The organism is Alteromonas sp. MTD1, assembly GCF_042848195.1.
Lineage (GTDB): Bacteria > Pseudomonadota > Gammaproteobacteria > Enterobacterales > Alteromonadaceae > Alteromonas.
Map to the genome: position 1 here is coordinate 154,790 of NZ_BTGG01000007.1, position 24,119 is coordinate 178,908.

Annotated in this window: 21 protein-coding genes; 16 read left to right on the forward strand and 5 right to left on the reverse strand. The window is 43.6% G+C overall.

Annotation, left to right across the window (positions count from 1 at the left end):
- Nucleotides 1–274: 274 nt before the first annotated feature.
- The gene (gene queA / locus ACGHAV_RS11065; RefSeq protein ID WP_390380351.1) at nucleotides 275–1,321 is read right to left on the reverse strand and encodes a tRNA preQ1(34) S-adenosylmethionine ribosyltransferase-isomerase QueA; all 1,047 of its coding nucleotides are present in this window, start codon (nucleotides 1,319–1,321) and stop codon (nucleotides 275–277) included.
- A gap of 378 nt (nucleotides 1,322–1,699) precedes the next feature.
- The gene (locus tag ACGHAV_RS11070; RefSeq protein ID WP_390380678.1) at nucleotides 1,700–1,900 is read right to left on the reverse strand and encodes a DUF6471 domain-containing protein; all 201 of its coding nucleotides are present in this window, start codon (nucleotides 1,898–1,900) and stop codon (nucleotides 1,700–1,702) included.
- Between the two features lie 276 nt (nucleotides 1,901–2,176).
- Between ACGHAV_RS11070 and ACGHAV_RS11075 the strand changes: the two genes are divergently transcribed.
- The 12 genes from ACGHAV_RS11075 to ACGHAV_RS11130 all read left to right on the forward strand — a co-directional run bounded on the left by ACGHAV_RS11075 (nucleotide 2,177) and on the right by ACGHAV_RS11130 (nucleotide 13,831).
- Nucleotides 2,177–2,566, forward strand: a complete 390-nt coding sequence (locus ACGHAV_RS11075; RefSeq protein ID WP_334013404.1) for a DUF2170 family protein — start codon at nucleotides 2,177–2,179, stop codon at nucleotides 2,564–2,566.
- A 24-nt stretch (nucleotides 2,567–2,590) separates the two neighbouring features.
- Nucleotides 2,591–3,271 (forward strand): PspA/IM30 family protein, encoded by a 681-nt coding sequence (locus ACGHAV_RS11080; RefSeq protein ID WP_390380354.1) that lies wholly within the window; start codon nucleotides 2,591–2,593, stop codon nucleotides 3,269–3,271.
- 208 nt (nucleotides 3,272–3,479) lie between these two features.
- On the forward strand, nucleotides 3,480–4,505 hold the full coding sequence (locus ACGHAV_RS11085; RefSeq protein WP_390380681.1) for a potassium channel family protein: 1,026 nt from the start codon (nucleotides 3,480–3,482) through the stop codon (nucleotides 4,503–4,505).
- A gap of 12 nt (nucleotides 4,506–4,517) precedes the next feature.
- Nucleotides 4,518–5,162, forward strand: a complete 645-nt coding sequence (locus ACGHAV_RS11090; protein ID WP_390380357.1) for a YjfK family protein — start codon at nucleotides 4,518–4,520, stop codon at nucleotides 5,160–5,162.
- 16 nt (nucleotides 5,163–5,178) lie between these two features.
- The gene (locus tag ACGHAV_RS11095; RefSeq protein ID WP_334013407.1) at nucleotides 5,179–5,595 is read left to right on the forward strand and encodes a DUF350 domain-containing protein; all 417 of its coding nucleotides are present in this window, start codon (nucleotides 5,179–5,181) and stop codon (nucleotides 5,593–5,595) included.
- 10 nt (nucleotides 5,596–5,605) lie between these two features.
- Complete coding sequence (locus ACGHAV_RS11100) at nucleotides 5,606–6,253, forward strand: DUF1190 family protein (RefSeq protein ID WP_390380360.1); 648 nt, start codon at nucleotides 5,606–5,608, stop codon at nucleotides 6,251–6,253.
- A 2-nt stretch (nucleotides 6,254–6,255) separates the two neighbouring features.
- Nucleotides 6,256–7,422, forward strand: coding sequence for a glutathionylspermidine synthase family protein (locus tag ACGHAV_RS11105; protein WP_390380363.1), 1,167 nt, complete (start codon nucleotides 6,256–6,258; stop codon nucleotides 7,420–7,422).
- Between the two features lie 106 nt (nucleotides 7,423–7,528).
- Nucleotides 7,529–8,068 carry a rhomboid family intramembrane serine protease gene (locus tag ACGHAV_RS11110; RefSeq protein ID WP_390380366.1) on the forward strand — a complete coding sequence of 180 codons (540 nt, stop codon included), beginning with the start codon at nucleotides 7,529–7,531 and terminating at the stop codon, nucleotides 8,066–8,068.
- Between the two features lie 46 nt (nucleotides 8,069–8,114).
- Complete coding sequence (locus ACGHAV_RS11115; protein ID WP_390380369.1) at nucleotides 8,115–8,816, forward strand: VC0807 family protein; 702 nt, start codon at nucleotides 8,115–8,117, stop codon at nucleotides 8,814–8,816.
- Between the two features lie 154 nt (nucleotides 8,817–8,970).
- A complete protein-coding gene (locus ACGHAV_RS11120; RefSeq protein ID WP_390380372.1) occupies nucleotides 8,971–9,723 on the forward strand; it encodes an ABC transporter ATP-binding protein in 753 nt (250 codons plus the stop codon).
- A 92-nt stretch (nucleotides 9,724–9,815) separates the two neighbouring features.
- Complete coding sequence (locus tag ACGHAV_RS11125; RefSeq protein ID WP_390380375.1) at nucleotides 9,816–12,497, forward strand: FtsX-like permease family protein; 2,682 nt, start codon at nucleotides 9,816–9,818, stop codon at nucleotides 12,495–12,497.
- Nucleotides 12,494–13,831: a lipocalin-like domain-containing protein gene (locus ACGHAV_RS11130; protein WP_390380378.1), complete on the forward strand. Its 1,338-nt coding sequence runs from the start codon at nucleotides 12,494–12,496 to the stop codon at nucleotides 13,829–13,831. Before ACGHAV_RS11125 ends, ACGHAV_RS11130 begins: the two co-directional genes overlap by 4 nt.
- Nucleotides 13,832–13,844: 13 nt before the next feature.
- Here ACGHAV_RS11130 and glsB read toward each other — a convergent pair whose 3' ends face one another.
- From glsB to ACGHAV_RS11145, 3 genes are all read right to left on the reverse strand, one after another.
- Nucleotides 13,845–14,753, reverse strand: a complete 909-nt coding sequence (glsB, locus tag ACGHAV_RS11135) for a glutaminase B (RefSeq protein ID WP_390380684.1) — start codon at nucleotides 14,751–14,753, stop codon at nucleotides 13,845–13,847.
- Between the two features lie 93 nt (nucleotides 14,754–14,846).
- On the reverse strand, nucleotides 14,847–16,196 hold the full coding sequence (locus ACGHAV_RS11140; RefSeq protein WP_390380380.1) for an alkaline phosphatase: 1,350 nt from the start codon (nucleotides 16,194–16,196) through the stop codon (nucleotides 14,847–14,849).
- Between the two features lie 219 nt (nucleotides 16,197–16,415).
- Nucleotides 16,416–17,372, reverse strand: a complete 957-nt coding sequence (locus ACGHAV_RS11145; protein ID WP_390380383.1) for a chemotaxis protein CheV — start codon at nucleotides 17,370–17,372, stop codon at nucleotides 16,416–16,418.
- Between the two features lie 353 nt (nucleotides 17,373–17,725).
- On the opposite strand from ACGHAV_RS11145, the gene ACGHAV_RS11150 reads away from it, so the two are divergent.
- The 4 genes from ACGHAV_RS11150 to ACGHAV_RS11165 all read left to right on the forward strand — a co-directional run bounded on the left by ACGHAV_RS11150 (nucleotide 17,726) and on the right by ACGHAV_RS11165 (nucleotide 24,098).
- Nucleotides 17,726–19,321 (forward strand): isocitrate lyase, encoded by a 1,596-nt coding sequence (locus ACGHAV_RS11150; protein WP_390380386.1) that lies wholly within the window; start codon nucleotides 17,726–17,728, stop codon nucleotides 19,319–19,321.
- A gap of 378 nt (nucleotides 19,322–19,699) precedes the next feature.
- Nucleotides 19,700–20,644 (forward strand): LysR family transcriptional regulator, encoded by a 945-nt coding sequence (locus ACGHAV_RS11155; protein WP_159627081.1) that lies wholly within the window; start codon nucleotides 19,700–19,702, stop codon nucleotides 20,642–20,644.
- 98 nt (nucleotides 20,645–20,742) lie between these two features.
- Nucleotides 20,743–22,926 carry a malate synthase G gene (locus tag ACGHAV_RS11160; protein ID WP_390380389.1) on the forward strand — a complete coding sequence of 728 codons (2,184 nt, stop codon included), beginning with the start codon at nucleotides 20,743–20,745 and terminating at the stop codon, nucleotides 22,924–22,926.
- Between the two features lie 302 nt (nucleotides 22,927–23,228).
- Nucleotides 23,229–24,098 (forward strand): patatin-like phospholipase family protein, encoded by an 870-nt coding sequence (locus ACGHAV_RS11165; RefSeq protein WP_390380392.1) that lies wholly within the window; start codon nucleotides 23,229–23,231, stop codon nucleotides 24,096–24,098.
- Nucleotides 24,099–24,119: the final 21 nt, after the last annotated feature.

Sequence of the window (24,119 nt, forward strand, 5' to 3'; positions counted from 1 at the left end):
TTTTATGCGCAGCTGCGCTGGGTATAAAAAATAATTGGCGGCGATTATACCAGTAATTTTGCTGAGATCATGCCCTGTATCTATGTTTATCCGTCATCAAAGGCGAATTAAAACAAGCCGCTGGATGAATGAATACGGAAACAAACGCAGATTATGTGGTAAATGTAGCTTTAAATCAGCGAATTAAGCTGCAAATCAACTACTCATTTGCACTTCAAGTGAGTAGATAAAATGCAGCGTTTGTTCACTACTACACGACTTTGAGCGTGCGAGTTTATCCACGCTCAATAAACATAGAGTCGCCATAACTAAAGAATCGATATTCTTCGTTTATGGCCTCTTGATACGCATTCATAACGTGCTCTTTCCCTGCAAACGCACTGATGAGCATCATTAACGTAGATTCTGGAAGATGGAAGTTAGTAAACATCGCATCTACTACTTTAAATTCAAAGCCTGGATAGATAAAGATTTCGGTGTCTTCGTAGAAAGGAGCAATAATAGCGTCATCGCCGCGCTCACTGCTTGCTTTAGCTGCAGATTCTAGCGAACGTACAGACGTTGTTCCTACGGCAATGACACGTTTCCCATTTGCTTTTGTGCTTATTACTGCATCTACCACTTCTTGAGGAACTTCTGCATATTCTGCATGCATCTTATGCTCTTGGATATTATCAACGCGAACAGGTTGAAAAGTTCCCGCACCAACATGCAGTGTAACAAATGCTAAATTAACGCCCTTCTCTTTTAGCGCCGCTAATATGCTATCGTCAAAATGAAGGCCTGCTGTAGGCGCAGCCACTGCACCCGGTTTTTCGTTGTAAACCGTTTGATAACGTTCTTTGTCTGAGTTTTCATCAGGACGGTCGATGTAAGGCGGTAATGGCATGTGGCCGTGTGCTTCAAGCAAACTTAACACTGTATCGTCGTGATCAAATTGAAGAACAAATAGCGCTTCAGCGCGCCCTGTTACCGTTACATTTACCTTATCTTCCAGTATAAGTTTTGTGCCAGGCTTTGGTGCTTTGCTAGCGCGAACATGAGCAAGCGCTGTATTGTCTGAAGTGATACGTTCGATTAATACTTCTACCTGGCCCCCTGTTTCTTTTTTGCCTAGCAAACGCGCAGGAATAACTCGAGTGTTGTTGAAAACAAGCAGGTCTCCCGGTTCAACAAACTTCAGCATATCGGCAAACATGGTATGGGCAACATGCCCGGTTTTACCGTCAAGATGTAAAAGGCGACTAGCTGCGCGTTGCTCAGTTGGGTATTTCGCAATAAGCGCTTCAGGTAATTCAAAACTGAAATCAGATAACTTCATAATAAAGACAACACTATTAACCGTAATTTACTGAAATAAAACCTAAGATTAAGAAAACATTAAGTTTGAAAAAGTTTGCTTAAAATATGCTGCTGCCACCAGCAAGCAGTGAAGAATTAAACAACAAAACATTTAAAATCAAAAACATAGCAACAAAAGGTATAAATAAAAATAACTAGTTATAGGTCCACATACGACAATTCAACACTAAAAGATAGCGCTTACAACCTTAAACGGTTAAGCTGCGTACAGATAGTGATGATGTTCTCCCATAACATTCCTTATCATTTATACCCGGCGTTTGCTGGGTATTTTTTTGCCTGCACGTTCAACATTGTTTTCAATTAAAAACGATAGATGCATAGTTTACGCATTTTATTACTGTAGGTCAGTTAAGATTTCTTCTAAAAGCGCAGAGTCTATTGGGCGCGCCTTTAGTACATACAATATCTGAAGCAATAAATCAGCACCCATTATTCCTTTGTTCACCTTATTTCTTAAATTATCTGCACTTTGATCTATACCAATTTCTTCAAGCCGCTGGCTTAACGTTTGATATTTCACCCCTCGCACAGACATTTCACTTTTAACTACCCTTGCAACCGTTTGTCGCCACGCATTCTTTGTACTCAAATGGCACCTCTCAAATATACAAATGTGACTTATTATTTACAAAAACACACTTTCTTACACTTATAGAGTGATTTTTATATTGACGATTATGGCATATCGAGTCTACACTGCAAGTCTAGATATTGGCGTGTGTAGAAATTGTCGTTACAGTAGGGCGTCGCGTTTTACTAAAACTCGATTTTCACACACGACATCATCGCTTCAAAAATAAAGGAGAAAGCCATGAGCTGGGAACTAGAAAGCATCGAAACCTTGTTAAAAGAGGTTGATGACTTTGTGGTAACACGAGAAGAAAACTGCTTACTGATAGCTAATCAAGACGGCATTGACGCCTGGCTAGCCATCAGTGGTGAGCAAATTTTAGTGGAAAGCTTATTGTTTGCTGCATCAGAGGTAAAGGATAAGCCTGCGTTAGACCATGAAATATTGTCATCACACATGGTATTTCCGCTTACAACAGTGGGTATATCCACTATTAATGGCGAGGAATACTACACCGCTTTTGGCGCACTCAGTGCACAATCAAAAGCCGAAAGCATTGTAATTGAAGTAGAAACGCTGTTTCAGAATGTTGCGTCGTTTTTAGATGCATACGAAACACACCTTAACTAATAATTTACTTCTAAGGAGAAGCAAATGTCTGTGTGGAAAAAATTAGTAACAGCAGTGAAAGGTGGTGCAACCGAAGCTGCGCAGTCAGTAGTAGACAGCCAAGCTATTCGCATTCTGGAACAAGAAATACGAGAAGCAAAAGAAGAGCTTCGCAAGTCAGATCACGCTCGTACCCAAATCTTGGCTAAATGCAAACTATCTCAGCAAAAAGTAGACAGCTTTAATAGTTCTATTGCGGAATACGAAGCTCACGCGCGCAAAGCAATAGATACTGATCGACAGCTAGCCTTAGACTGTGCCCAAAAAGTTTCGGAACTTAAAGAAGAACGCGACCAAGAACAGGCGTATCTTGATCAGTTTAAACAGTCTGAAAAGCAACTTGCTCAAAACATACAACAAGCAAAAGCTAACCTTCGCCGTTTAGAACAGCAGGTTGACATGGTAAAGGCAACAGAAAGCGTTCAAAAAGCACAAGTTGCCGTATCATCGCGACACATGGGTGCGAATAGCAAAATGAAAACGGCCACTGAATCGCTGTCTCGTATCCAAGAGAAACAAAAAATGCGAACTGCAGAACTTCAAGCAGCTGAAGAGCTTGCAAGCGAAGAATCAAGCAGCGATTTAGAAAAACGTTTGGCGGAAGCAGGCATTAAAGGCGGTAAAACATCTGCCGACGATGAGCTAGCACGCATTTTAGGTAAATAAGTAATACTCCGGTTGTGAAAGCACCCGGGCAAAAGGAGCCTTAGGGCTCCTTTTTTGTTTGTTACTTTATGAAAAGTGGTTAGGAACAATGGTTTGTTACACATAAACCATAGACAAGCTCCCAATATTCGGGGCACAGTAACATAACGCGAAAAAAGGGCTTTTGGGTAATATGTCTCCGTCTCCATGGATTAAGCTGCGCAAAATAATGTTGAAGCATTTTGCGGAGTCTCGTTGGTACACAATACTAGGTGCCACTGGTTTTTACGCAGCCTCAAGTTATTGGCTTCTTTATGCTGCAGGCGAGCATGACCTTATTGGCAACGTCGACTTCATTTATTGGCTTGCAGTAACGGCATCTACTGTTGGTTATGGCGACCTCTCCCCTTCCTCTTCGGCGGGGAAAATTGTTGTAGCACTTTACGTTATACCGCTTGGATTAAGTATATTCGCTATGGTTATTGGGCGAATAGCAGCTTGGGTTACAGGACAATGGAAAAAAGGGCTAATGGGTATGAATAGCTTGCACCTAGACCAGCATATTTTAGTGATTGGATGGAATGAGCAGCGCACAATGCTGCTGTTAGACTTATTAATACGTGAACGCGATGCAATGCCAGAACGCCCTGATATTGTGCTATGTGTGAAGAAAGACATTGAAAACCCTATGCCGGGCGTTATTGAGTTCGTTAAGGTTGACTCGTTCAACAAAGATGAGGACATGGATAAAGCGTGCGTGGCCGAGGCAAGAACAATACTTATCGATAACCCGCAAGACGATGTCACCATGACAACCGCATTATATTGCGCAAAACGAAACCCAGAAGCGCATCAAGTAGCCTACTTTGACGACGACAGTCTGGTTGGTTTGTTACAAGACCACTGCCCCAAGGTAGAATGCACGCCTAGTGTTGCCGTCGAAATGCTTGCAAAAGCGGCTTTCGACCCGGGTTCGAGTATGCTTCATCACGACTTATTAAGTGTTGAAGATGGGCAGGCGCAGTTTTCAGTAAAAATTCCTGAAAACAGCCCTACAATTTCAGTAGCAAAGCTTTTTATTAATTTGAAGCGCAAGCATAACGCTATTTTTATTGGCTATGCCCCTAACGCGAAAATAAAAGAAATGGTTGTAAACCCGCCGCTAGAAGAAACGCTAAATGCCGGTGACACACTGTTTTACATCGCCGAGCACCGTATTAATGCCATCAATTGGTCGTCGTTAGACGCAGACTAAAAGGCTATTTCTATGTTTAGTAAACTGTTTAAAAAGTCGACGCCCAGTAAGCCGAAAGCGCCAGAAATTATGGGATTGTACCTGGGTGGTTCATTTGAGCTAGATAATTTAAAGATGTCGCTTATAGAGCCAGAGCTTACCATTGAAGGCGCCGCACGTTCCCAGCTTATTCAAGCCGTAGGTGAAGCCCCTCTTGATACAGGCGGCACATTACTACGCTTTTACACCGACGACGACGCATTTCTGCAAGTTGTGCTGGACGGCGGTACGACCGAAAATCACATCACAGATGTAAAGCTTTGGCACTTTTATGATACGCAAACCATTGGCAGTAATGCGCAGTGGAACGACTGCCTGAAAAACCTTATTAGTAAACCAACTTATGAATTAGACGGTAAAGTGTTTACTCGTGTTTGGGAAGCCGTTGGTGAGGAATCTCCACCAGTAGCCGTAACAGAAACCACCTATGAGGAAGACGGTGACGTAAGTAAAACAGATCAGTTCATGATGCTTTACGAACGCCCGCTGGATAATGAGCGTGTAGAAACATTGCTGGTTGTTGGCGAAGAAAAACAAGTTGGTAACAATATGGATCGATGCCTGGTAATCTCAACAGGCTTCGATATTCAACCCGCAGATATAACAATTAACGGTTAAGAAAAAAGGATTATCTATGGAAACCATTATGCATTCACTGGCTGGCCTTGGAAGCTTCGCACTGTATTTCGGCCTGTCTATTGTCTTTCTTTTCATCTTTAAATTAGCTTATGCGCTTGTTACGCCGCATGATGAATGGAAGCTTGTGAAAGAAGAAAAGAACGTTGCAGCTGCTATTGGATTTGGCGGAGCCATAATTGGATTTGCCATTGCCTTAGGTGGTGCTGCATCGAACTCGGTTGCATTGCTTGATTTTGCAGTATGGGCACTGGTTGCGTTAATTGCGCAATCACTTGCGTTTGCTCTACTGCGCTTTAGCTTTATGCCTAAAATTGCGGAGCGCATTAACAATAATGAAGTATCAGCAGGTGTTATGCTGGCCAGCATGTCAGTTGCAGTTGGCTTGTTAAATGCGGCTTGCATGACCTACTAGGGGCGCGCTGATGACTGAACTAAAACACAATATTAATGAAGCGCCAAGAAGGCTTAAGCGAAGTAAAAACATCGACTTAACGCGTATGCGTAAAGCGTTCAGCATTAAACCTATTGCATTAAGCGTGGCCAGCGTCATGTTAAGTGCCTGCGGTGCAGAGCGTGAAGATGCGACTATTTACACTTCTCTTGAAGACTGCAAGCAGGACTTCCCAGACGCTATTGAACGTTGCGAAGCGGCTTATCAAACAGCCGTTGATGAAGCCATGCGTACCAGCCCGCGGTTTAATTCAGAATACGACTGTGAGTATGAGTTCGGCCCTAACCAATGCCAGTATGTAAACAACAGCAGCGGCAGCTTTTTTATGCCGTTTATGGCTGGCTATATGGTTAGCTCACTATTATCGCCTAACCGATATTACTCTCAACCACTATATACGTCGTATTCGTATAACTCTCCTTTCCGTTCACGCTGGATTACCGCAGATGGTTATGTGTTTGACGGCGATATTCGAAAACGCAACTATCGCGTGAATAAAGACGTTTACAAACCTAAACCCACTGTAAACCGCACAATGAAACGCGGCGGCTTTGGCAGCAGCGTTCGCGCGAAGTCATCTTGGGGCAGCAGCGGCCGTAAAGGCGGCTGGGGCGGCTAACTATGTTTAGAATGCCATGCCAGCCAAGAAAGGGCTGGCAGCAGCTGGCTAATGAGTTCGGTTTTCACTTTCATACTATGTATGGCGAGCCTTACTGGGACGAAAGTGCGTATTATCAATTTACTCTCGAACAAATTGAAAAAGACTTAGAAGACCCTACTGCTGAGCTCCATCAAATGTGCCTAGCCGTGGCCGATGAAGTGGTTAACAGTGAATCACTGCTTACACAATTTGGTATTCCCGAAGCACACTGGGACACGGTAAGAAACAGCTGGCTTCAAAGAGATCCCAGCTTATATTCACGCCTTGATTTGGTATACAACGGAAAAGCACCGGCAAAACTGTTGGAGAACAACGCAGACACGCCTACTAGTTTGTACGAGTCTGGCTTTTGGCAATGGCTGTGGCTTGAACAAAATGTTGATAGTGGGAAGCTTGCTCGCCACGCAGATCAATTCAACAGCTTACAAGAAAAGCTCGTTCACCGTTTTAAAGAAATAGCGCTGCACTATGGTATTAACCAAATGCATATGGCGTGTTGTAAAGATACCGTAGAAGACCGCGGTACTGTGCAATACCTTCAAGACTGCGCAAAAGAAGCAGGGCTTACCGCTGACTTTGTTTATATTGAAGACATTGGCCTTGCTGATACTGGTGTTTTCACCGACCTACAAGATAACCCAATAACCGACTGTTTTAAGCTTTATCCCTGGGAGTTTATGCTTCGTGAGGAGTTTGGCGATGTACTTGACGATGCCAATGTTAATTGGCTAGAGCCAGCGTGGAAATCAATTCTGTCGAACAAAGCCTTGTTGCCACAGCTGTGGAAACGCTTCGAAGGCCATCCCAACCTGCTTCCGACTTACTTTGCAGAAGATATCAAAAACAATGCGTTGTCAGGAAAGTGGATTAAAAAACCCCTATTTTCCAGAGAAGGGGCCAATGTGTCGCTCATCGAAAATGGCGTAGAGAGTGAATTAAGTAGCGGCCCGTACGGCGAGGAAGGCTTTATTATTCAGGCATTTGAACCATTACCTGTTTTTGAAGGTAATCATACACTCATAGGAAGCTGGCTTGTTGATGATATGCCTGCGGGCATTTCCGTAAGGGAGGATAAGTCTGCCATAACGCAGGACCTATCGAGGTATTTGCCGCATATCATCCTGTAGCATCGTTTATCGCAGCATCATTTCTACAGGCTGTGCATCATATAATATCGCACGTAGTGCCACACGTTTTTGCGGTGCTTTAACTGGTAGTAAAGAGGAAATCGAAATGAAGCCACTCTCTTTTCAAATACGGGTTTTATTAACATTAGGTGCGTTACTTATTGTTATTGAAGTGGTGAATCTCTTAACAGGTAATGCCCTTAATCAGTTTGGTGTTGTGCCGCGCTCATTGTCGCACTTGCCCTATATTTTTACTGCGCCATTTTTGCATGGCACGCCTACCCATTTAATGGCAAACCTTGTGCCGTTGTTATTGTTTATGTGGTTAACCATGCAATGGGGAAGACGTACTTTTCTGATAGCTACACTCAGTGCCTTGATCATTGGTGGCTCAGGCGTGTGGCTATTCGGGCGAACGGCCACACACATTGGCGCAAGCGGCATGGTGTATGGTTATTTTGGTTTTCTTGTACTCGCCGGTTTTAGAAGCAAAAAAGTCAAATACTTGCTTATTTCGTTATTAGTGGCTGCGCTTTATGGAGGAATGTTAGTTGGTGTACTCCCTACGTCGAAGTTTATTTCCTTTGAATATCACTTATTTGGCTTTATTGGCGGTTTAATTGCCGCATGGCACTGGGCACGATAACTCGTTTCCGTATAATTGAACCCAAGACTTAACATTTAAAATAACTATGTCAGCAGTACAACAACCTACACAAAAGAACCAAGGCTTTTTTGGTAACCTTGCGTTTAATATTATTATTCCCGTGGTGCTAATGAGCTACGCAAGCTCTGATGAATATTTAGGGCCAGCGTGGAGCATCGTAGCAGCTTTAAGCTTTCCGATAGGCTATGGCTTGTGGGATTTAAAAGCATCAGGAAAAGTAAACGGCTTTTCTATTTTAGGCATACTAAGCGTGCTGTTAACCGGCGGTTTTAGTCTGCTAAAACTTCCCGCGGAATACATTGCCATTAAAGAAGCAGCAATACCCGGACTAATCGGCATTGCGGTATTGGTCACTCAATATTCCAACAAGCCGCTTGTTAAAATGCTTATTCTTAACGACCAAATTATTAACTGGCCGCACCTTAACGCAGTGCTCGATGCAAAAGGCAAGCAACCTGAGTTTAAGAAAAAAGTGGCGGTTAGCTCTTACATTGTTGCAAGCTCGTTTTTCTTATCCTCTGCACTTAACTACATTTTGGCAAAAATGATTCTAGTGAGCGAGCCTGGCACTACCGCCTACACCGAAGAGCTAGGCCGTATGACAGCGCTAAGCTACCCAGTAATTGTTATACCCAGCATGATATTGCTAATCGCAGCACTCTGGTATTTGTTCGCTCAAATAAAGAACATTACTGGCGAAGAGCTAGATAACTTTATAAACCAATAAAAAAGGGCCTAATGGCCCTTTTTTATTGCGCTTACATTTCTTACTGTCTAACTGCTGCAAGCACCGTGTTCCCATTCAAACATAAGTAAACAAAAAGACCGTCGAACACGTAGTAGTAATGTTGCTGTAACTTATCGCTTTGTAAGTACTTTCTATGCTGCTCATCAATAATTTAGTAAAAACATTTTCAACTGACGCCGCTCCGTTGCTCAACAACATAAACCTTCAGGTTGAACAAGGTCAGTCGGTAAGCATTCAAGGCGCTTCAGGGTGCGGAAAGTCAACGCTTCTGTCTTTAATCGCTGGCTTCGATAGTGTTACCAGTGGTTTGATATCAGTAGGTGGTTTGCAAATTACACCAAATGCCACAACGCACGGTCAAACAAATCCCGAGCTAGCAACGCCCAAGCCCATAAAGAAAAGCGCACGTAAAGTGCAAAGTAATAAAGCGTTAGATAACTTTCGTAAAAACCATTTAGGGATTGTGTTTCAAAGTTACAATTTGTTTGACTGTTTTAACGCGTGGGACAATATCGCTTTTACCGCTCGGCTTAAAGGAAACTACGATAGCGCCTTTCAACGAACATTAATGCAGCAGCTCAATATTAGCGACCTTGCTCAAAAGCCGTTGAGCGACCTGTCTGGCGGCGAGCAACAGCGTTGCGCCATTGCCCGTGCGTTGGTACATCGTCCTTCTCTAGTATTAGCCGATGAACCAACGGGTAATTTAGATGAGGCCACTAGTGAATTTGTATCAGCGCTGCTGTTTGATACCTGCAAAAGAACAAACACCTCACTAATTGTGGTAACGCATAGCAGCGACGTTGCAGCACTTGCAGACAAGCCAATGCATTTACACCAAGGCAAACTTTTTGATGCCAAGCACCAACCTTCCCTTTCGGTTTAGTGGGTTAGTTACCCCTTATGTGCGCTTTTAAACTAACGCTTTTTACCTTACTTGCCATGGCCAAAAAGCGGCCGTGGGAACCTTTACTGATCATGTTAGCCATTATGTTGGCTAACGCGGGATTAATTACCGTTTTACTTATAAACGAAGGTGCGTCGCAAGGTGCACTGCTTCAAAGCAATTCATCGGTATTATTAGGGCAAATAATAAAACCTAGCGACGGACAAGAAGGCTTTACCAAAAACGATTATGTAACGTTACGCAAAGCGGGCTTTACTTCGCTTATTGCCTTGGCAGAACGGCAGGTAAATGTTGCCTGTGGTTCAGATACCACTAGCTCAGATTCTGATAGCTTTGATGCCGATACAAAAAGCACGCTTAGGCTTGTAGGGGTAGATTATCAACCACTTTTAGGCAGCGCTTTTAGTGAGCGTAAGGCATCACTTTTTAACAGCACGCCAACAACCACCAATAACGCACAAAACCAGCTATTGAGTAACGCAGCGCTGATACACCCTATAACGTCAGCCAAGCTGGCTTGCGATGATTTACTTACTATTAGCACTCCTACTATAAACACTCTTGACACTCGCACTAATGAGACACAAGAAAACCAAAAGCTCAAAAAGGTAATAAGTACTCGCATAGAACAAGGTGTAATATTGGTAGCAATGAGCCAATTTTACAGTGCTGGCATTACCGAAGCGTCTATTCCGCTCTCTGGCTTTGTTTCAGTTAATACGCTAACTGCAGAAGACATGTCGAATATTCAAACGCTAATAGGCAATCAGGTAGTACTACAAAACACCTCGCAGCAAAACGAAACTGGCTCGCTACCACAAAGCTTTAAATTAAACCTGTGGGCAATAAGCGCCCTGATGGGCGTTGTAGCATTATTTATAGTACTAAATGCTATTAACTTGATGTACCGCACTAGGCTTCCCAACATCGTACGACTTCGCCAGCTGGGTATTGGTCAACGAGAATTGCTAATAGCGTTGTATGCCGAACTTTTATGTTATTGCATAGTGAGTATTCCAGCGGGTATGGCAATAGGTTTTTATGCTGCATCGGCGCTTTCCCCTATTATCAGCGGTACTTTTTCTTCATTGTTTAATGCCGTATTTATAAACCCCGACGTAAATCTGCTTTTCTTGTTTGCCCTTACGTTAAGTATTACTTTTGTTTCGCTGCTGCTTTTTGCGGTGGTGCCAGTTTCACAACTAACCAATGCGCTCACCCCTAAACGTGTGAGAAGCGTAAGAACGCTCTCAGTAAGAACAGCGTCGCTGTGCACTGCTGCAGCGATCGCCGGATTAATCACGATACAGCAGACAGTGCATAATACGGGTATGGCATTGCTGTTTGTTGCTGCTTTGCTGTTGTTGTGTTGCTCTTTAGTGCTGCTTTGGCTTCCCCTATTAGCAAAAAGCCTTGCTGTTATTGCACCTAAATCGTGGCCTGTATTTCATTTTGTAATGGCGAACATGCATTTGCTTTCGGGTAAAACGAAACTAGCGGTATGCGCCTTCTTCATTGCCCTAACCGCCAATATTGGCATGAACACCATGACAGATAGCTTTCGGTCCGCCACTGAACAATGGCTAGATCAACGGCTTTATGCACCGTTCTACCTTTATACTGATCAACCGCTTTCAACCATTTCTCTTCCCAGTAACGCACAGGCAACACCATTACTGAGGGCACAAGGCAAAGCAACTTTTAAAGGGAAACAGGAAGCAAGCGTTTCTATTAGCAGCTATCCCACTCACGCCTTGGGAAGAGAGGCGCTGGTTGTGGATTTCGCACAGCCCAATGCGTGGAGGAATTTTGTAGAAGGTCGCGGCGTTTACGTAAATCAGCAACTCGCATTTAGTTTAGATATTTCTGTTGGTGAAACCCTAATATTATCGAACGTAACGTATCACCCAAAGAATAATGCAAGTCCAAGCGCCGCAAGAGGTGATGAAAAGGGAGATGACATTTTCGCTTTACCTGTTTCATGGACTGTACTAGGTATATATCCTGATTACGGCAACTTAAATGGTCAACTTCTGGTGCCTTTGCCGTATTTTAATCGTGTCGATACTGCAAGTGGTGATGCGCTCTTCTCGGGCGTAATGGCAATCCACAACAGCTCAGAGTATGAAATCACCGAGCCCAATAGGGTAAATCACTCAGTAAGTGACTCAGTAAGTAGTACGGTAAATCATTTACTGAGTAATACAGTTAGCAATACAGCGCATGAAAATAGCGGTGTAACCAAAAGCAACATTGAAAGCGTTTTGAAGCTGAATGCAAAAGACGGTATAGGTCAACTTTTCTCTCAGCAAGAATTAATGGCGCTGTCTTTAAATACATTTGATAAAACCTTTGTGCTTACCGATGGCTTAAATATTACCACGTTGCTAGTCGCCGGTATTGCTTTTGCAGTTTCACTTACGGTGCTTACATTAGGTAATGCAGCGCAGCTTTCTGTATTGCGTGCGCTGGGTGTTAGTCAGCTAAAAGTAAAGGCAGTATTATTTATTCAATACTTGCTGCTGTGCTTAGTAACGGCTCTACTCAGTGTTCCGTGCGGTATTTATCTGGCGTATGTATTTATTAACTTGGTAAATCGCTATGCCTTTAACTGGTCGTATTCGTTAAGTATTAACGTACAAGTTATTGCCACCAGCGTTGGCGTATCGCTATTAATTATCTCGCTAGTGTTACTGCTGCCGTTGGGCAAACTAAAGCCTAAGATAGATTTAAGGCAGGATACTCAGCTATGATTTTCAACTCATACAGTAAAACGATAATAAGAGTCCGCGAGCGCGTTTTTGAATTGAAATATGTGGCAGGAAAAGTACTAGCCAGGCTACTAAGTTTGAATTGGATACAAGTACCGTCTGCCCTTTTAACGGTTGTCGTTCTGCTGATGTCTTGCTCTGAACAAAGCCAATCTAACAACCGCGAAACAAATGTAGGCCCCACCTCATTTTTTGGCAACATGCCTAGCAATAATACTGTGAGTAACGCCGCATCAGTTAAGCGCAACGCACTGCTTAAACTGCCTGAAGATCATAAAAGCCATCCCGAGTTTCAGCTTGAATGGTGGTATCTCACCTTTGTACTTGAAGATGAAAACGAAAATGAATATGGCTTGCAGTTTACGCTTTTTCGTTTTAGCGAGGCTTTTGAAGGTGGTTTTGAAGCTGGTTTTGAAGAGCACGACACATCTAACTCGCCCCAACATGCGAGTAGTTGGTCGAATTCACAACAATGGATGGGGCATGCATCACTTCATTCTAAAGACGAGCATTTTTTTGAAGAACGCTTTGCTGCTGGCGGCGTAGGTAATGCTTATGTAAACACAGCGCCATTTGAAGCTGTTATCGATGACTGGAGCTGGCAAGCTAGCAACATTAACGCCGGCTTATTTCCATCATCGTTAAACGTTACATTTCCTCAAGCGGCTAATAGTAACACTAGTGCATTTCTTCAACTTACTGCTAACGGCCCCTACATCAAACAAGGTGACGATGGGTATAGCAAGAAAACCTATGACGAGCGCCTTAGGTCATATTATTACAGTCAACCATTCATTGAAGCGAACGGCACGCTTATAGTTAGTGGTAAGCAGATATCTGTAAACGGGCTTGGCTGGTTTGATCACGAATGGACAAGTCACCTTGCCAATAGCGAGGCCATGGGCTGGGATTGGTTTTCTCTCCATTTTGATAATGGCGACAAGCTAATGGCGTTTCGGATGCATGCAACGAAAAAAGAAGCAGACGGAAACGTAAGTAATACAAGCGATACAAGCAATGTGTCGGAAGTTTTTACAACGGCTAGTTTTATAAGAAAAGATGGGCGCAAAGAAACACTAAATGGCGATGAAATATCTATTCAGCCTGAAAAAACATCTCTCATTACCTCTAACAACAAGGAACACAGCGTACCCACGAATTGGCGAATATCAATTCCTTCAAAAGAAATAAACCTGCTAACGTCGCCATTTAAAAAAGACCAGTGGAACCCTAGTTTATTTCCCTACTACGAAGGCAGAATTGAAGTAACTGGTACACACGGTGGCACTGGTTTTATGGAGCTTACCGGTTACTAACCGTTTAAAAAGGCTAGTATATTGACCAGTTTATTCGCTCACTTAACGATGTAAGTGCTGCAACCCCAAGCTGTGAATTACCTACGCTGTTTAACGCAGGCGAAAATACACAAATAGAAAAACGCCCGGGCACAACGGCAACTATACCACCACCTACACCACTTTTACCTGGCAGCCCTACTTTAAACGCAAAGCTTCCAGCTTCGTCATACATTCCGCTTGTTGCTAAAAGCGCATTAACTTGTTTTGTTTGATAAGGGCTTAGTACCTGTTCACTGGCACATGATGAAAAACCCGCATTGGCTAAAAAGCTTGTTGACCGCGCCAAGTCTTCACAACTCATCTCTAGTGCACAGTTATGGAAATAGTTTCGTAGAACATCTTCTACTTCATTGTCGAAATTGCCATACGCCTTCATTAAATAGGCCATGGCAGCATTTCTCGAGCGGTGCTCGTATTCAGATTCTGCCACCACCTTATTGACCACAATATCGCCATTGCAAGATAGCCTTCTTACAAAATCGCGCATGGCTATATGCGGCGATGCGAAACGCGACTGCACCATATCACTCACCACCAAAGCACCGGCGTTAATAAATGGGTTTCTAGGAATACCGTTCTCGTACTCCAGTTGCACCAAAGAGTTAAAAGGTAGCCCTGAAGGTTCGCAACCTACGCGCTCCCACATTTCCTCACCGTAGTGGTTTATAGACAAAACCAAATTGAATACTTTCGAAATACTTTGAATAGAAAACGGTACGCTTGCATCGCCAATAGATGTTATCTGACCTTGTGTATCGCATATGGCAATACCAAACTGCCTTGGATTTACCGAAGCAAGTGCGGGGATATAGTCAGCCACTTTTCCCATGCCAAGCATAGGCTCTACTTCATCATAGATGTCTTGTAGCAAGGTATACATTTCACTATTCATTGCGTAATTCTTCTCCTCCCTATAAAGCAAAAGCGCCCGTTAAGGCGCTTTTATCAAACAACACTATTTAAGTATTTATGATTAGTGCGTTTTATCAAGTAGCGTGAATATTTTTTTAGCAATATCAGTGTTATCAATTTGGCCCATAAAGTTTGTGTATCCAGCACCAAATGCAAACACTTCTACATCAACACCGGTATGGCCGCCGGTTGTCCAACCTGTATTGGTTTTGGCGTCAAGAAATGCTTTAACTGCTGTAAAGCGGCTTCTGTCATCTTGATTTGCAACACTGGCAAGGGTGGCTAACTCATCTTCTGTTAGCGACAAGCCCAGCATTGATGCCACATATTCTTCAGGCTTTTCTTCGTTCGACATTGCCATAGCAATTGTCATCACAGAGGCCTGTAAACCCTTAAGGTGTTCAGGGCTCCAGCGATAATCGCCATTAGCACCAAGAGTTAAACCACCCGTGCTGTGATCGGCAGTTATAACCACCAATGTATCAGGATTTTTAGCTACGTAATCGCGCAGATATTCTAGCGTTATGGCAAGGTCGTGCATTTCTGCCATTGCTGATGCAATATCATTTGAATGCCCTGCCCAATCAACCTGACTTGCTTCAACAAGCAAGAAGAAGCCATTGTCGTTTTCTAAATGCTTTATGGCATTTTTAGTAAGATATTGAAGGCGGTTTTTCTTTTCGTCATCAAGTACAGCAGGCAGTGCCACTGGCGCAAACAAACCCAGTACGTTACTTCCTGCAGGTACATTTTCCAATGTTTCGTACGTGTCTACAAATTGGTAATTGTTATCAGTAAACTGCGCCGCAATATCTCTGTCTTCACGCTTAAAATAAGACGTACCGCCCCCAAGCATTACGTCTGCAACAAACTCACCATTTACACGAATATCAAAAAAGTCTTCTGCAATGGCATTGTAGTTTTTACGGCTTTCATTATGTGCAATATAAGATGCAGGGGTGGCATGAACAATTTGTGAAGTAACCGCAAGGCCTGTACGCATGCCCTTGCTTTTTGCATAGTGCATTACTGATTTCACTGGCTTTTTATTTACGTCCACACCAATGGCACCATTATAAGACTTTATGCCGGTAGCGAGTGCAGTCGCCGCAGCGGCCGAATCTGTGACATAGCCTGAAACCGGTGCAGGATAGGTTGACGCATTCCCAACTAAAATGTCGTCGAACACTACATTTTCTACTACAGGCGTTGAAGGGTCGTCCATGTAATTGCGATAAGCCGTGGTGTACGCTGGGCCCATACCATCAGCAACAACCATGATAATATTTTTTGGTGTATTTATTTCTGGGTTCGCGGCTGCAACAGGGTCACTTTTTGTTGAGCCACAGCCTGCTAAAAACGCAGCCGACGCACAGCTTAACAGCACTGTACGTAAGAAATTTGTCATCATTTATACTTCCCTGAGTATTTTACTTGTGAGCATAGGTATTTGAAATTTGCCAATTGCAAATGTAAACCTAAGTGTCATTACTACAAAAATTTTTGCATAAGTGTAAAACACACAGCGTTTCACCTCAAAGGTTTAACTAAAATAAACAAGGGTTATTACAAGGAAATTAAGACCAAATAGTCTTATGATGATGGAAGTATAGTGTCCGCAAACGTTCTCTTACTTATTGGTATCTAAATATTCACGCATTCTTTGCTGCGCTACATCCACTAGCATATCGGGTTGGAACTTTGATATGAAACGATTACACCCTACCTTTTCAACCATGGCATCGTTAAAACTTCCACTAAGTGACGTATTCAGAGCAATAAAAAGGTCGCTCATGCGTGGGTCACTGCGCACCTCTGCAGTCAGTCGGTAGCCATCCATCTCTGGCATCTCCGCGTCGGTGAACATCAACAGTATCTCATCCGATGGGCGTTTACCCTCATCTGCCCACTTTTGGAGTAGTGCCAGCGCTGCGGCACCGTTTTTACGCTCAATAATTGATACGCCTAATTGCTCTAGCGTGTCTTTAATTTGCTTACGGGCGGTGCTTGAGTCGTCCACAATCAGCACTTTCTTACCCACGAAGTGATTTACAATTTCGGTATCCAGCACCTCTTCCGATATTGAGATATCGTAATCGATGATTTCAGCAAGCACTTTCTCAACATCTATTATCTCTACCAGCTCGGTTTTACCCTCAATATTCACCTGAGTGATAGCGGTTAGATAGTTTGATTTACCAATGCCATTTGGGGGGGGCTGTATGTCTCCCCATGATGTATTCACAATGCTTTTCACTTCGCCAATGATGAACCCTTGAACGCTGCGGTTGTATTCAGTAATTATCACATTTTTAGCGAAGTCGTCGGCCACCGAGCCGCGCATTTTTATTGCTTGGCGAAGATCAATAATAGGAATTGAGCTACCGCGATAGTTCATAACGCCTCGAAGGTTGTAATGAGAACCTGGCATCATGTTTAGTTTTGGAACGTTGATAACTTCTTTGATTTTAAAAACGTTCATGGCAAAGACGTGACGCGTGCCAAGCTGGAACATCAAAAGTTCAAGCCTATTTTCACCCACAAGCTTGGTTCTTTGATCGACAGACGACAATACACTGTTACTCATACCACTCACTTTTCTATAAAAATCAATACACTCGGATCATATCCGACCAGTGCGCGACAATCTACAGGGCGTTTGCGCTAATAGCTATTACCCATTTATCTAATTGCCAGCTCAAAAACTACGCATCTTTTATTCATACCTTTTATACCTAAAGCGTAGACAAAGACTTCTGGTTTAACACCTTTTCGTAGGACGCATCGCCACAACATTCATAAAATGAATGGCGGCAATGCTGATTATATATTTCTCTTATTCAAATTCGCACACTAGGATGAAATGGAACTAACGGGAACGCCCCACAGCGTAAACGCTAATAACGTTAAGTATTTTAATTATAGTCGGGAGAGACGCTCATGTCGCAATATCAACAAGACATTGATAACTTCGCCACATTAAAAGCAGCACAAAAAGGAACTTGGGAAGGTATTAACCCAGAGTTCGCTGCTCGCATGAAAATTCAAAACCGTTTTAAAACGGGCCTAGACATCGCTCGCTACACTGCAAGCATCATGCGTAAAGACATGGCTGAATACGACGCAGATTCGTCTCAGTACACACAGTCTCTTGGTTGCTGGCACGGCTTCGTAGGTCAACAGAAAATGTTGTCTGTTAAGAAGCACCAAGGCACTACTAACAAAAGCTATCTATATCTTTCAGGTTGGATGGTTGCAGCACTTCGCTCAGAATTCGGTCCACTTCCTGACCAATCAATGCACGAAAAAACGTCTGTATCTGCCCTCATCGAAGAGCTATATACATTCCTTCGTCAAGCAGATGCTCGCGAGCTAGGCGACCTTTTCCATAAGCTAGACGACGCTAAGAAAAACGGCGGTGACGTAGCTGCTATCCAAGCAGAAATTGATAACTACGAAACTCACGTTGTACCAATTATCGCAGACATCGATGCAGGCTTCGGTAACGAAGAAGCAACCTACCTACTTGCCAAGCAAATGATTGAAGCGGGTGCTTGCTGTATTCAAATCGAAAACCAAGTATCTGACGCTAAGCAGTGCGGTCACCAAGACGGTAAAGTAACGGTTCCACACGAAGACTTTCTAGCTAAGATTAACGCTGTACGCTACGCGTTCCTTGAGCTTGGCGTAGATGAAGGTGTTATTGTTGCACGTACCGATTCATTGGGTGCTGGCCTTACTCAAAAGATCCCTGTGTCTACGTCTGAAGGTGACCTAGCAGCACAGTACAACGCATTCCTTAAGACCACTGACGTGGCGGGTGTTGATGACCTAGCTGAAGGCGATCTAGTACTTAAGCAAGGCGGCAAACTTGTTAAGCCTGAGCGTCTTCCTAACGGACTATTCCGCTTTAAAGACAACACTGGTTTTGACCGCGTTGTTCTAGACTGTGTAACCTCTCTTCAGCACGGTGCAGACCTACTTTGGATTGAGACAGAAAAGCCACACGTTGGTCAAATTGCGGAAATGGTTAACGAAATTCGTAAAACAGTTCCAAACGCGAAGCTTGTTTACAACAACTCTCCATCATTTAACTGGACGCTTAACTTCCGTCAGCAAGTATTCGATGCTTGGACTGAAGAAGGTAAAGACGTATCTGGTTACGACCGTGCGAAGCTTATGTCAGCTGACTACGATGACAGTGAACTAGCTGCAGCGGCAGATGAGAAAATTAAGAGCTTCCAAGCTGACGCAGCACGTGAAGCGGGTATTTTCCATCACCTTATTACACTACCTACATACCACACTGCAGCATTGTCTACTGACAACCTTGCTAAAGGCTACTTCGGTGAAGAAGGTATGCTTGCTTATGTTCGCGGTGTTCAGCGTCAGGAAATCCGTCAAGGTCTTGCGTGTGTTAAGCACCAGGCAATGGCAGGTTCTGACCTTGGTGACACGCACAAAGAGTACTTCTCTGGTGACGGTGCACTGAAGGCGTCTGGTGAAGACAACACAATGAACCAGTTCGACGTTTAATAACGTGTAAAATAGTTTACTGGAAAGCATCCCAACCTTTCCACGGGGCACCTTAGGGTGCCCTTTTTCGTTTAGGTACATTGAAAGTGTTTTAAAAGCCCTGCTTTGAATACTATAAATCTTAAATATGAAAAATGGTGTCTTCTGACGTTTAATGAGATTTCACCGACAATTATTCACTAAAATTATGCGCTTTAATGCATGTGATATTTAATAAAAGCTGAGAAATACAGTTATGAAAAAGCACTAAATAATTAAAATTCAGACACTTAAAATAAAAACAAAAACTTACAATAAGACTAAATGCTTATCTGACAAGCGATACAAAATTGCGTACAATAGATACGTTAAATTAGATTACTGAAGAGCATTAGAACAATGAATATAGCGAAGGTCGATCTTAATCTATTGGTGTATTTAGATGTGCTGCTACGAGAAGGAAGCGTGACAAAAGCAGCAAACCAACTGAGTATAACGCAGCCAGCAATGAGTAATGGCCTTAAGCGCCTTCGGGATTTGTTTAAAGATCCGTTACTTGTTCGTACTAGCGACGGCATGACGCCAACTAAACGTGCACTTGAACTTCAACCTATCATTCGCGATGTACTCAGTCGTCTAGAAAGTTCTATTCAGCCAGAAACAGACTTCGACCCACTTACCAGCGATAGAACATTCCGCATCATGACCAGTGACTATGCGGAAAGTACACTTCTGCTCGAGCTTGTTGGTCGATTAGCGGACCTTGCGCCGAATATTACGCTAGACCTTATCACGCCCAGCGACGTGACATTCCATGACGTCGAACAAGGCAAAGTAGATATGGCAATAAACCGGTTTGACGAACTACCGCTTTCCTTTCACCAAAAGGTGATTTGGTATGACACTTTCAGCTGTGTTATGAGTGCCGACCACCCGCTGGTAGCGAAGTGTGACCTTGATGGTTATCTTCGCGCTCAGCACATATGGGTAAGTAAAACAGGCTTTGGTGTTGGGGTTGGTATTGACCCTAACGAAGTACAAAAGCTAGGCTGGGTTGATGCAGAACTCACTAAAATAGGTAAACAACGCGCCATTCGCGTATTTACACGCCACTATCATGCGGCATTACAAATAGCGAAAAAGCAGAAACTGATCGCCACATTACCGAGTAAAGCGGCGCGGCTATTCAAGCACGACCCTGACGTAGTGATTAAAGAGCCACCTTTCGACATTCCACCTATCGCACTAAAAATGGCGTGGAGCGCACTTTTACACCATGATGCAGGGCACATTTGGTTGCGCCGACTCATTAGCGATGTGGCAAGTGAAATGAATGCCGGCTAAACATTCACAAAATATATGGCAAAAATACAAACCATAAATTAAAAAACTACCTCTATACACACTACACTGAAGCAACAGAGAAATGTATAGAGGTAGTTATGCAAGGATATATCACTAGAGGCCGATTACAGGTTGCCGAACAGCTCGACAACTTTATCAACCAACAGGCGCTCCCTGGAACAGGCGTAGAACAAGACGCTTTTTGGAAAGGTGCAGAAGCCCTCTTCGCAGAATTCATTCCACAGAACCGCGCACTTCTAGAGAAGCGCGAACAACTGCAGCGCGCTATCGACGATTATCATAAAGCGGGTAACCCCGTAAACGGTAGTGAGTACACTGAATTTCTAAAAAGCATTGGATACTTGGTTGAACAGCCATCATCGGTTGAAACCTCAACTACAAACGTTGACCCTGAAATTGCCACCATGGCGGGCCCTCAGCTAGTGGTACCTATCAATAACGCTCGATATGCACTTAATGCAGTAAATGCCCGCTGGGGAAGTCTGTACGACGCCTTATATGGCACTGACGTAATTAGTAACGAAGGCGGTGCTGAAGCAGGTAAAACATACAACCCAGCACGTGGCGCAAAAGTGGTGGCCAAGGCTAAGTCATACCTAGACAGTATGATTCCACTGTCAAAAGGCGCGCACGCCGACGTCGTAGAGTACAAAATTGAAAGTGGAAAGTTAGCAGTTAAACTGACTGACGGAGATATCACAACCTTAGCAAACGTTGAACAATGGCAAGGCTATCAAGGCGACGTTTCAGCACCTTCAGCGTTGCTTTTCCGTCATAACGGCCTTCACTTTGAAATTCAAATTGACCCTACGCACCCTATTGGCGAAAGTGACCCAGCGAACGTAAAAGATGTGCTTGTAGAAGCCGCTCTAACCACTATCATGGACTGCGAAGATTCAGTGGCAGCGGTTGATGCAGAAGACAAAACGTTAGTGTACAGCAACTGGCTTGGCCTGATGAAAGGCACGCTTAGCGTAGAGATGACCAAAGGCGGCAAAAAAGTAGTGCGCGCCATGCACGAAGACAGAGCCTATTCACCGTCTGCACACGCAAATACCGATGAGCAGCTTACCCTTTCTGGTAGAAGCCTTATGTTCGTGCGTAATGTCGGTCATTTAATGACTAACGACGCAATATTGTTTGACGGTGAAGAAGTGCCGGAAGGCATTATGGACGGTATTGTTACCTCACTTATCGCTAAACACGACTTGCTGGGCAACAGTCAATTTAAAAATAGCCGTGAAGGCAGTATTTATATTGTTAAACCTAAAATGCATGGCCCAGAGGAAGTGGCTTTCTCGAATGCCCTATTTGGAAAAATTGAAAGTATTATTGATGTACCTGCGAACACCTTGAAGATGGGTATCATGGATGAAGAGCGTCGCACCAGTGTGAATCTTCAAGCCTGTATCGCCGAAGCCGCCTCTCGCGTTGTATTTATTAATACTGGCTTCTTGGACAGAACCGGCGATGAAATTCATACTTCTATGCTTGCTGGGCCATTTGCCGAAAAAGCAGCGCTAAAAGCAATGCCTTGGATTGCAGCTTATGAAACTGCAAACGTAGCAGTAGGCCTTCGATGTGGACTATCAGGCAAAGCCCAAATAGGTAAGGGCATGTGGCCTATTCCTGATGAAATGCAAAACATGATGCAGACCAAAATTGGTCACCCCAAAGCGGGCGCCAATACTGCATGGGTGCCCTCGCCTACCGCTGCTACGCTGCATGCTTTGCATTACCATGATGTAAATGTATTTGACGTACAGCAGGGGCTAGATGCATCGTTTGATGGCCTAAACGACATCCTAACTATTCCGCTTCTTGAAAATGATGCCTCTGCGCTTACGCGAGACAGCATTAAGCGAGAAATTGATAACAATGTTCAAGGTATTCTTGGCTATGTTGTGCGCTGGGTTCACCAAGGTGTTGGATGCTCTAAAGTACCAGACATCAACAACGTAGGTTTAATGGAAGACCGCGCTACCCTTCGTATTTCGTCACAGCATATCGCTAACTGGCTTGAACATGGCATTGTAAGTGTTGATCAAGTGAAAGAGTCTTTGGCACGTATGGCGGTTTTAGTTGATGAGCAAAATGCTGGCGACCCTGAGTACATACCAATGGCTCCTGACCTTGAAAATTCAATTGGTTTCTTGGCAGCTAGCGACTTAATCTTCAAAGGTAAAGAGCAGCCTAGCGGTTACACGGAACCATTGCTTCACGCACGACGTCGTGAGATGAAGGCCAAGCTGGCTAGCTAGTTATGTAATTTAGCTGACTAGTTGCGTCTGCAATAACCTTCTAACCTCAAAAGCCCGCGTAATAAGTTACGTGGGCTTTTTGTTACTTTAATAGGCAGTGAAAACATTTCTTCGTTTGTGCTCTTTGTCGCCCCCTGCGCTTTTTTTTGTAACTCGGCTTTGTTTAAAAAATTGTTCCTGTTTGCTAACCCTTTTTGATCCATAGTTATTAAATTCAAACTTTAGACTAAAGACCATTGTTACTTTTTTTGCCGTAAGAATGGCTATCTACTATGCTCTAAATATAAATATGGAGCCTTTCGATGCAGCTAGTTAGCCCTGCTTTAACTAAAGTAACCACGTCAATCGTGCCTATATTCTCAGGAGGCGGCACGCGGTTAAGTGCGCACATTGGAATCATAAAAGCCTTACACGACATGGACTTTTCATTCGACACGTTAGTAGGTGTATCAGGGGGTTCGATAGTCGCATCTCTATACGCATCAGGACGAACTGTTGAAGACATGCGTGAACTAGCACTAGCTACCGATTTTAAACAATTTACCGAATTCTCATTGGTGCGTTTGTTGCGCGAAGGTGGTCTCTCTTCTGGTGATGTTTTTCAAAGGTGGATAGACATGCAGCTAAACGGTGCGGTATTCGACGACCTCCCCCTTGACCTTAATATCCTTGCCACAGATGTAAACGGCGGCGGGCCTGTTTTGTTTAACAAGAAGACTTCGCCTCAAATGAAGGTGTCAGAGGCAGTACGCTACTCAATGTCTATTCCGCTGATTTTCTCTTTTAAGCCGTTTAAAGAACACCTTTTAGTAGATGGCGCGATTCTCTCTGAAGATGCATTGTTTGAAGACTGGCGAGGCGACGGCACACCGTCAGTATGCTTTAGGCTCCAAAGCACAATGCAAAAGCGTAAAGCTATCAAGAAAAACTTGTTACAACTACCTCAGTATATCAGCATGCTTATTCGCACTTTTATGACGGCTATTTCGAGGGAGTACGTAAACGCCAAATATTGGCATAACACCGTAGTGGTAAATACGGGTGATATTTCGGCGGTAGACTTTACGCTTTCGCCAGAAATTAAAAACTCGCTGTTTGAACTTGGCTATACCACCACAAAAGAGTTCTTGCCCAAGAAATATGCGGGTTTTACCTCGACCACGCTTTTATAAATGTTATAAAACTAAAAAAGG

Coding starts and splice junctions, on each gene's coding strand:
- ACGHAV_RS11075 (WP_334013404.1), top strand. CDS start 2,177: ATGAGCTGGGAACTAGAAAGCATCGAAACCTTGTTAAAAGAGGTTGAT.
- ACGHAV_RS11160 (WP_390380389.1), top strand. CDS start 20,743: ATGCAAGGATATATCACTAGAGGCCGATTACAGGTTGCCGAACAGCTC.
- ACGHAV_RS11115 (WP_390380369.1), top strand. CDS start 8,115: ATGTCAGCAGTACAACAACCTACACAAAAGAACCAAGGCTTTTTTGGT.
- ACGHAV_RS11100 (WP_390380360.1), top strand. CDS start 5,606: ATGACTGAACTAAAACACAATATTAATGAAGCGCCAAGAAGGCTTAAG.
- ACGHAV_RS11090 (WP_390380357.1), top strand. CDS start 4,518: ATGTTTAGTAAACTGTTTAAAAAGTCGACGCCCAGTAAGCCGAAAGCG.
- ACGHAV_RS11120 (WP_390380372.1), top strand. CDS start 8,971: ATGCTGCTCATCAATAATTTAGTAAAAACATTTTCAACTGACGCCGCT.
- ACGHAV_RS11140 (WP_390380380.1), bottom strand. CDS start 16,196: ATGATGACAAATTTCTTACGTACAGTGCTGTTAAGCTGTGCGTCGGCT.
- glsB (WP_390380684.1), bottom strand. CDS start 14,753: ATGTATACCTTGCTACAAGACATCTATGATGAAGTAGAGCCTATGCTT.
- queA (WP_390380351.1), bottom strand. CDS start 1,321: ATGAAGTTATCTGATTTCAGTTTTGAATTACCTGAAGCGCTTATTGCG.
- ACGHAV_RS11165 (WP_390380392.1), top strand. CDS start 23,229: ATGCAGCTAGTTAGCCCTGCTTTAACTAAAGTAACCACGTCAATCGTG.
- ACGHAV_RS11070 (WP_390380678.1), bottom strand. CDS start 1,900: ATGTCTGTGCGAGGGGTGAAATATCAAACGTTAAGCCAGCGGCTTGAA.
- ACGHAV_RS11145 (WP_390380383.1), bottom strand. CDS start 17,372: ATGAGTAACAGTGTATTGTCGTCTGTCGATCAAAGAACCAAGCTTGTG.
- ACGHAV_RS11125 (WP_390380375.1), top strand. CDS start 9,816: ATGTTAGCCATTATGTTGGCTAACGCGGGATTAATTACCGTTTTACTT.
- ACGHAV_RS11095 (WP_334013407.1), top strand. CDS start 5,179: ATGGAAACCATTATGCATTCACTGGCTGGCCTTGGAAGCTTCGCACTG.
- ACGHAV_RS11105 (WP_390380363.1), top strand. CDS start 6,256: ATGTTTAGAATGCCATGCCAGCCAAGAAAGGGCTGGCAGCAGCTGGCT.
- ACGHAV_RS11150 (WP_390380386.1), top strand. CDS start 17,726: ATGTCGCAATATCAACAAGACATTGATAACTTCGCCACATTAAAAGCA.
- ACGHAV_RS11080 (WP_390380354.1), top strand. CDS start 2,591: ATGTCTGTGTGGAAAAAATTAGTAACAGCAGTGAAAGGTGGTGCAACC.
- ACGHAV_RS11155 (WP_159627081.1), top strand. CDS start 19,700: ATGAATATAGCGAAGGTCGATCTTAATCTATTGGTGTATTTAGATGTG.
- ACGHAV_RS11110 (WP_390380366.1), top strand. CDS start 7,529: ATGAAGCCACTCTCTTTTCAAATACGGGTTTTATTAACATTAGGTGCG.
- ACGHAV_RS11085 (WP_390380681.1), top strand. CDS start 3,480: ATGTTGAAGCATTTTGCGGAGTCTCGTTGGTACACAATACTAGGTGCC.
- ACGHAV_RS11130 (WP_390380378.1), top strand. CDS start 12,494: ATGATTTTCAACTCATACAGTAAAACGATAATAAGAGTCCGCGAGCGC.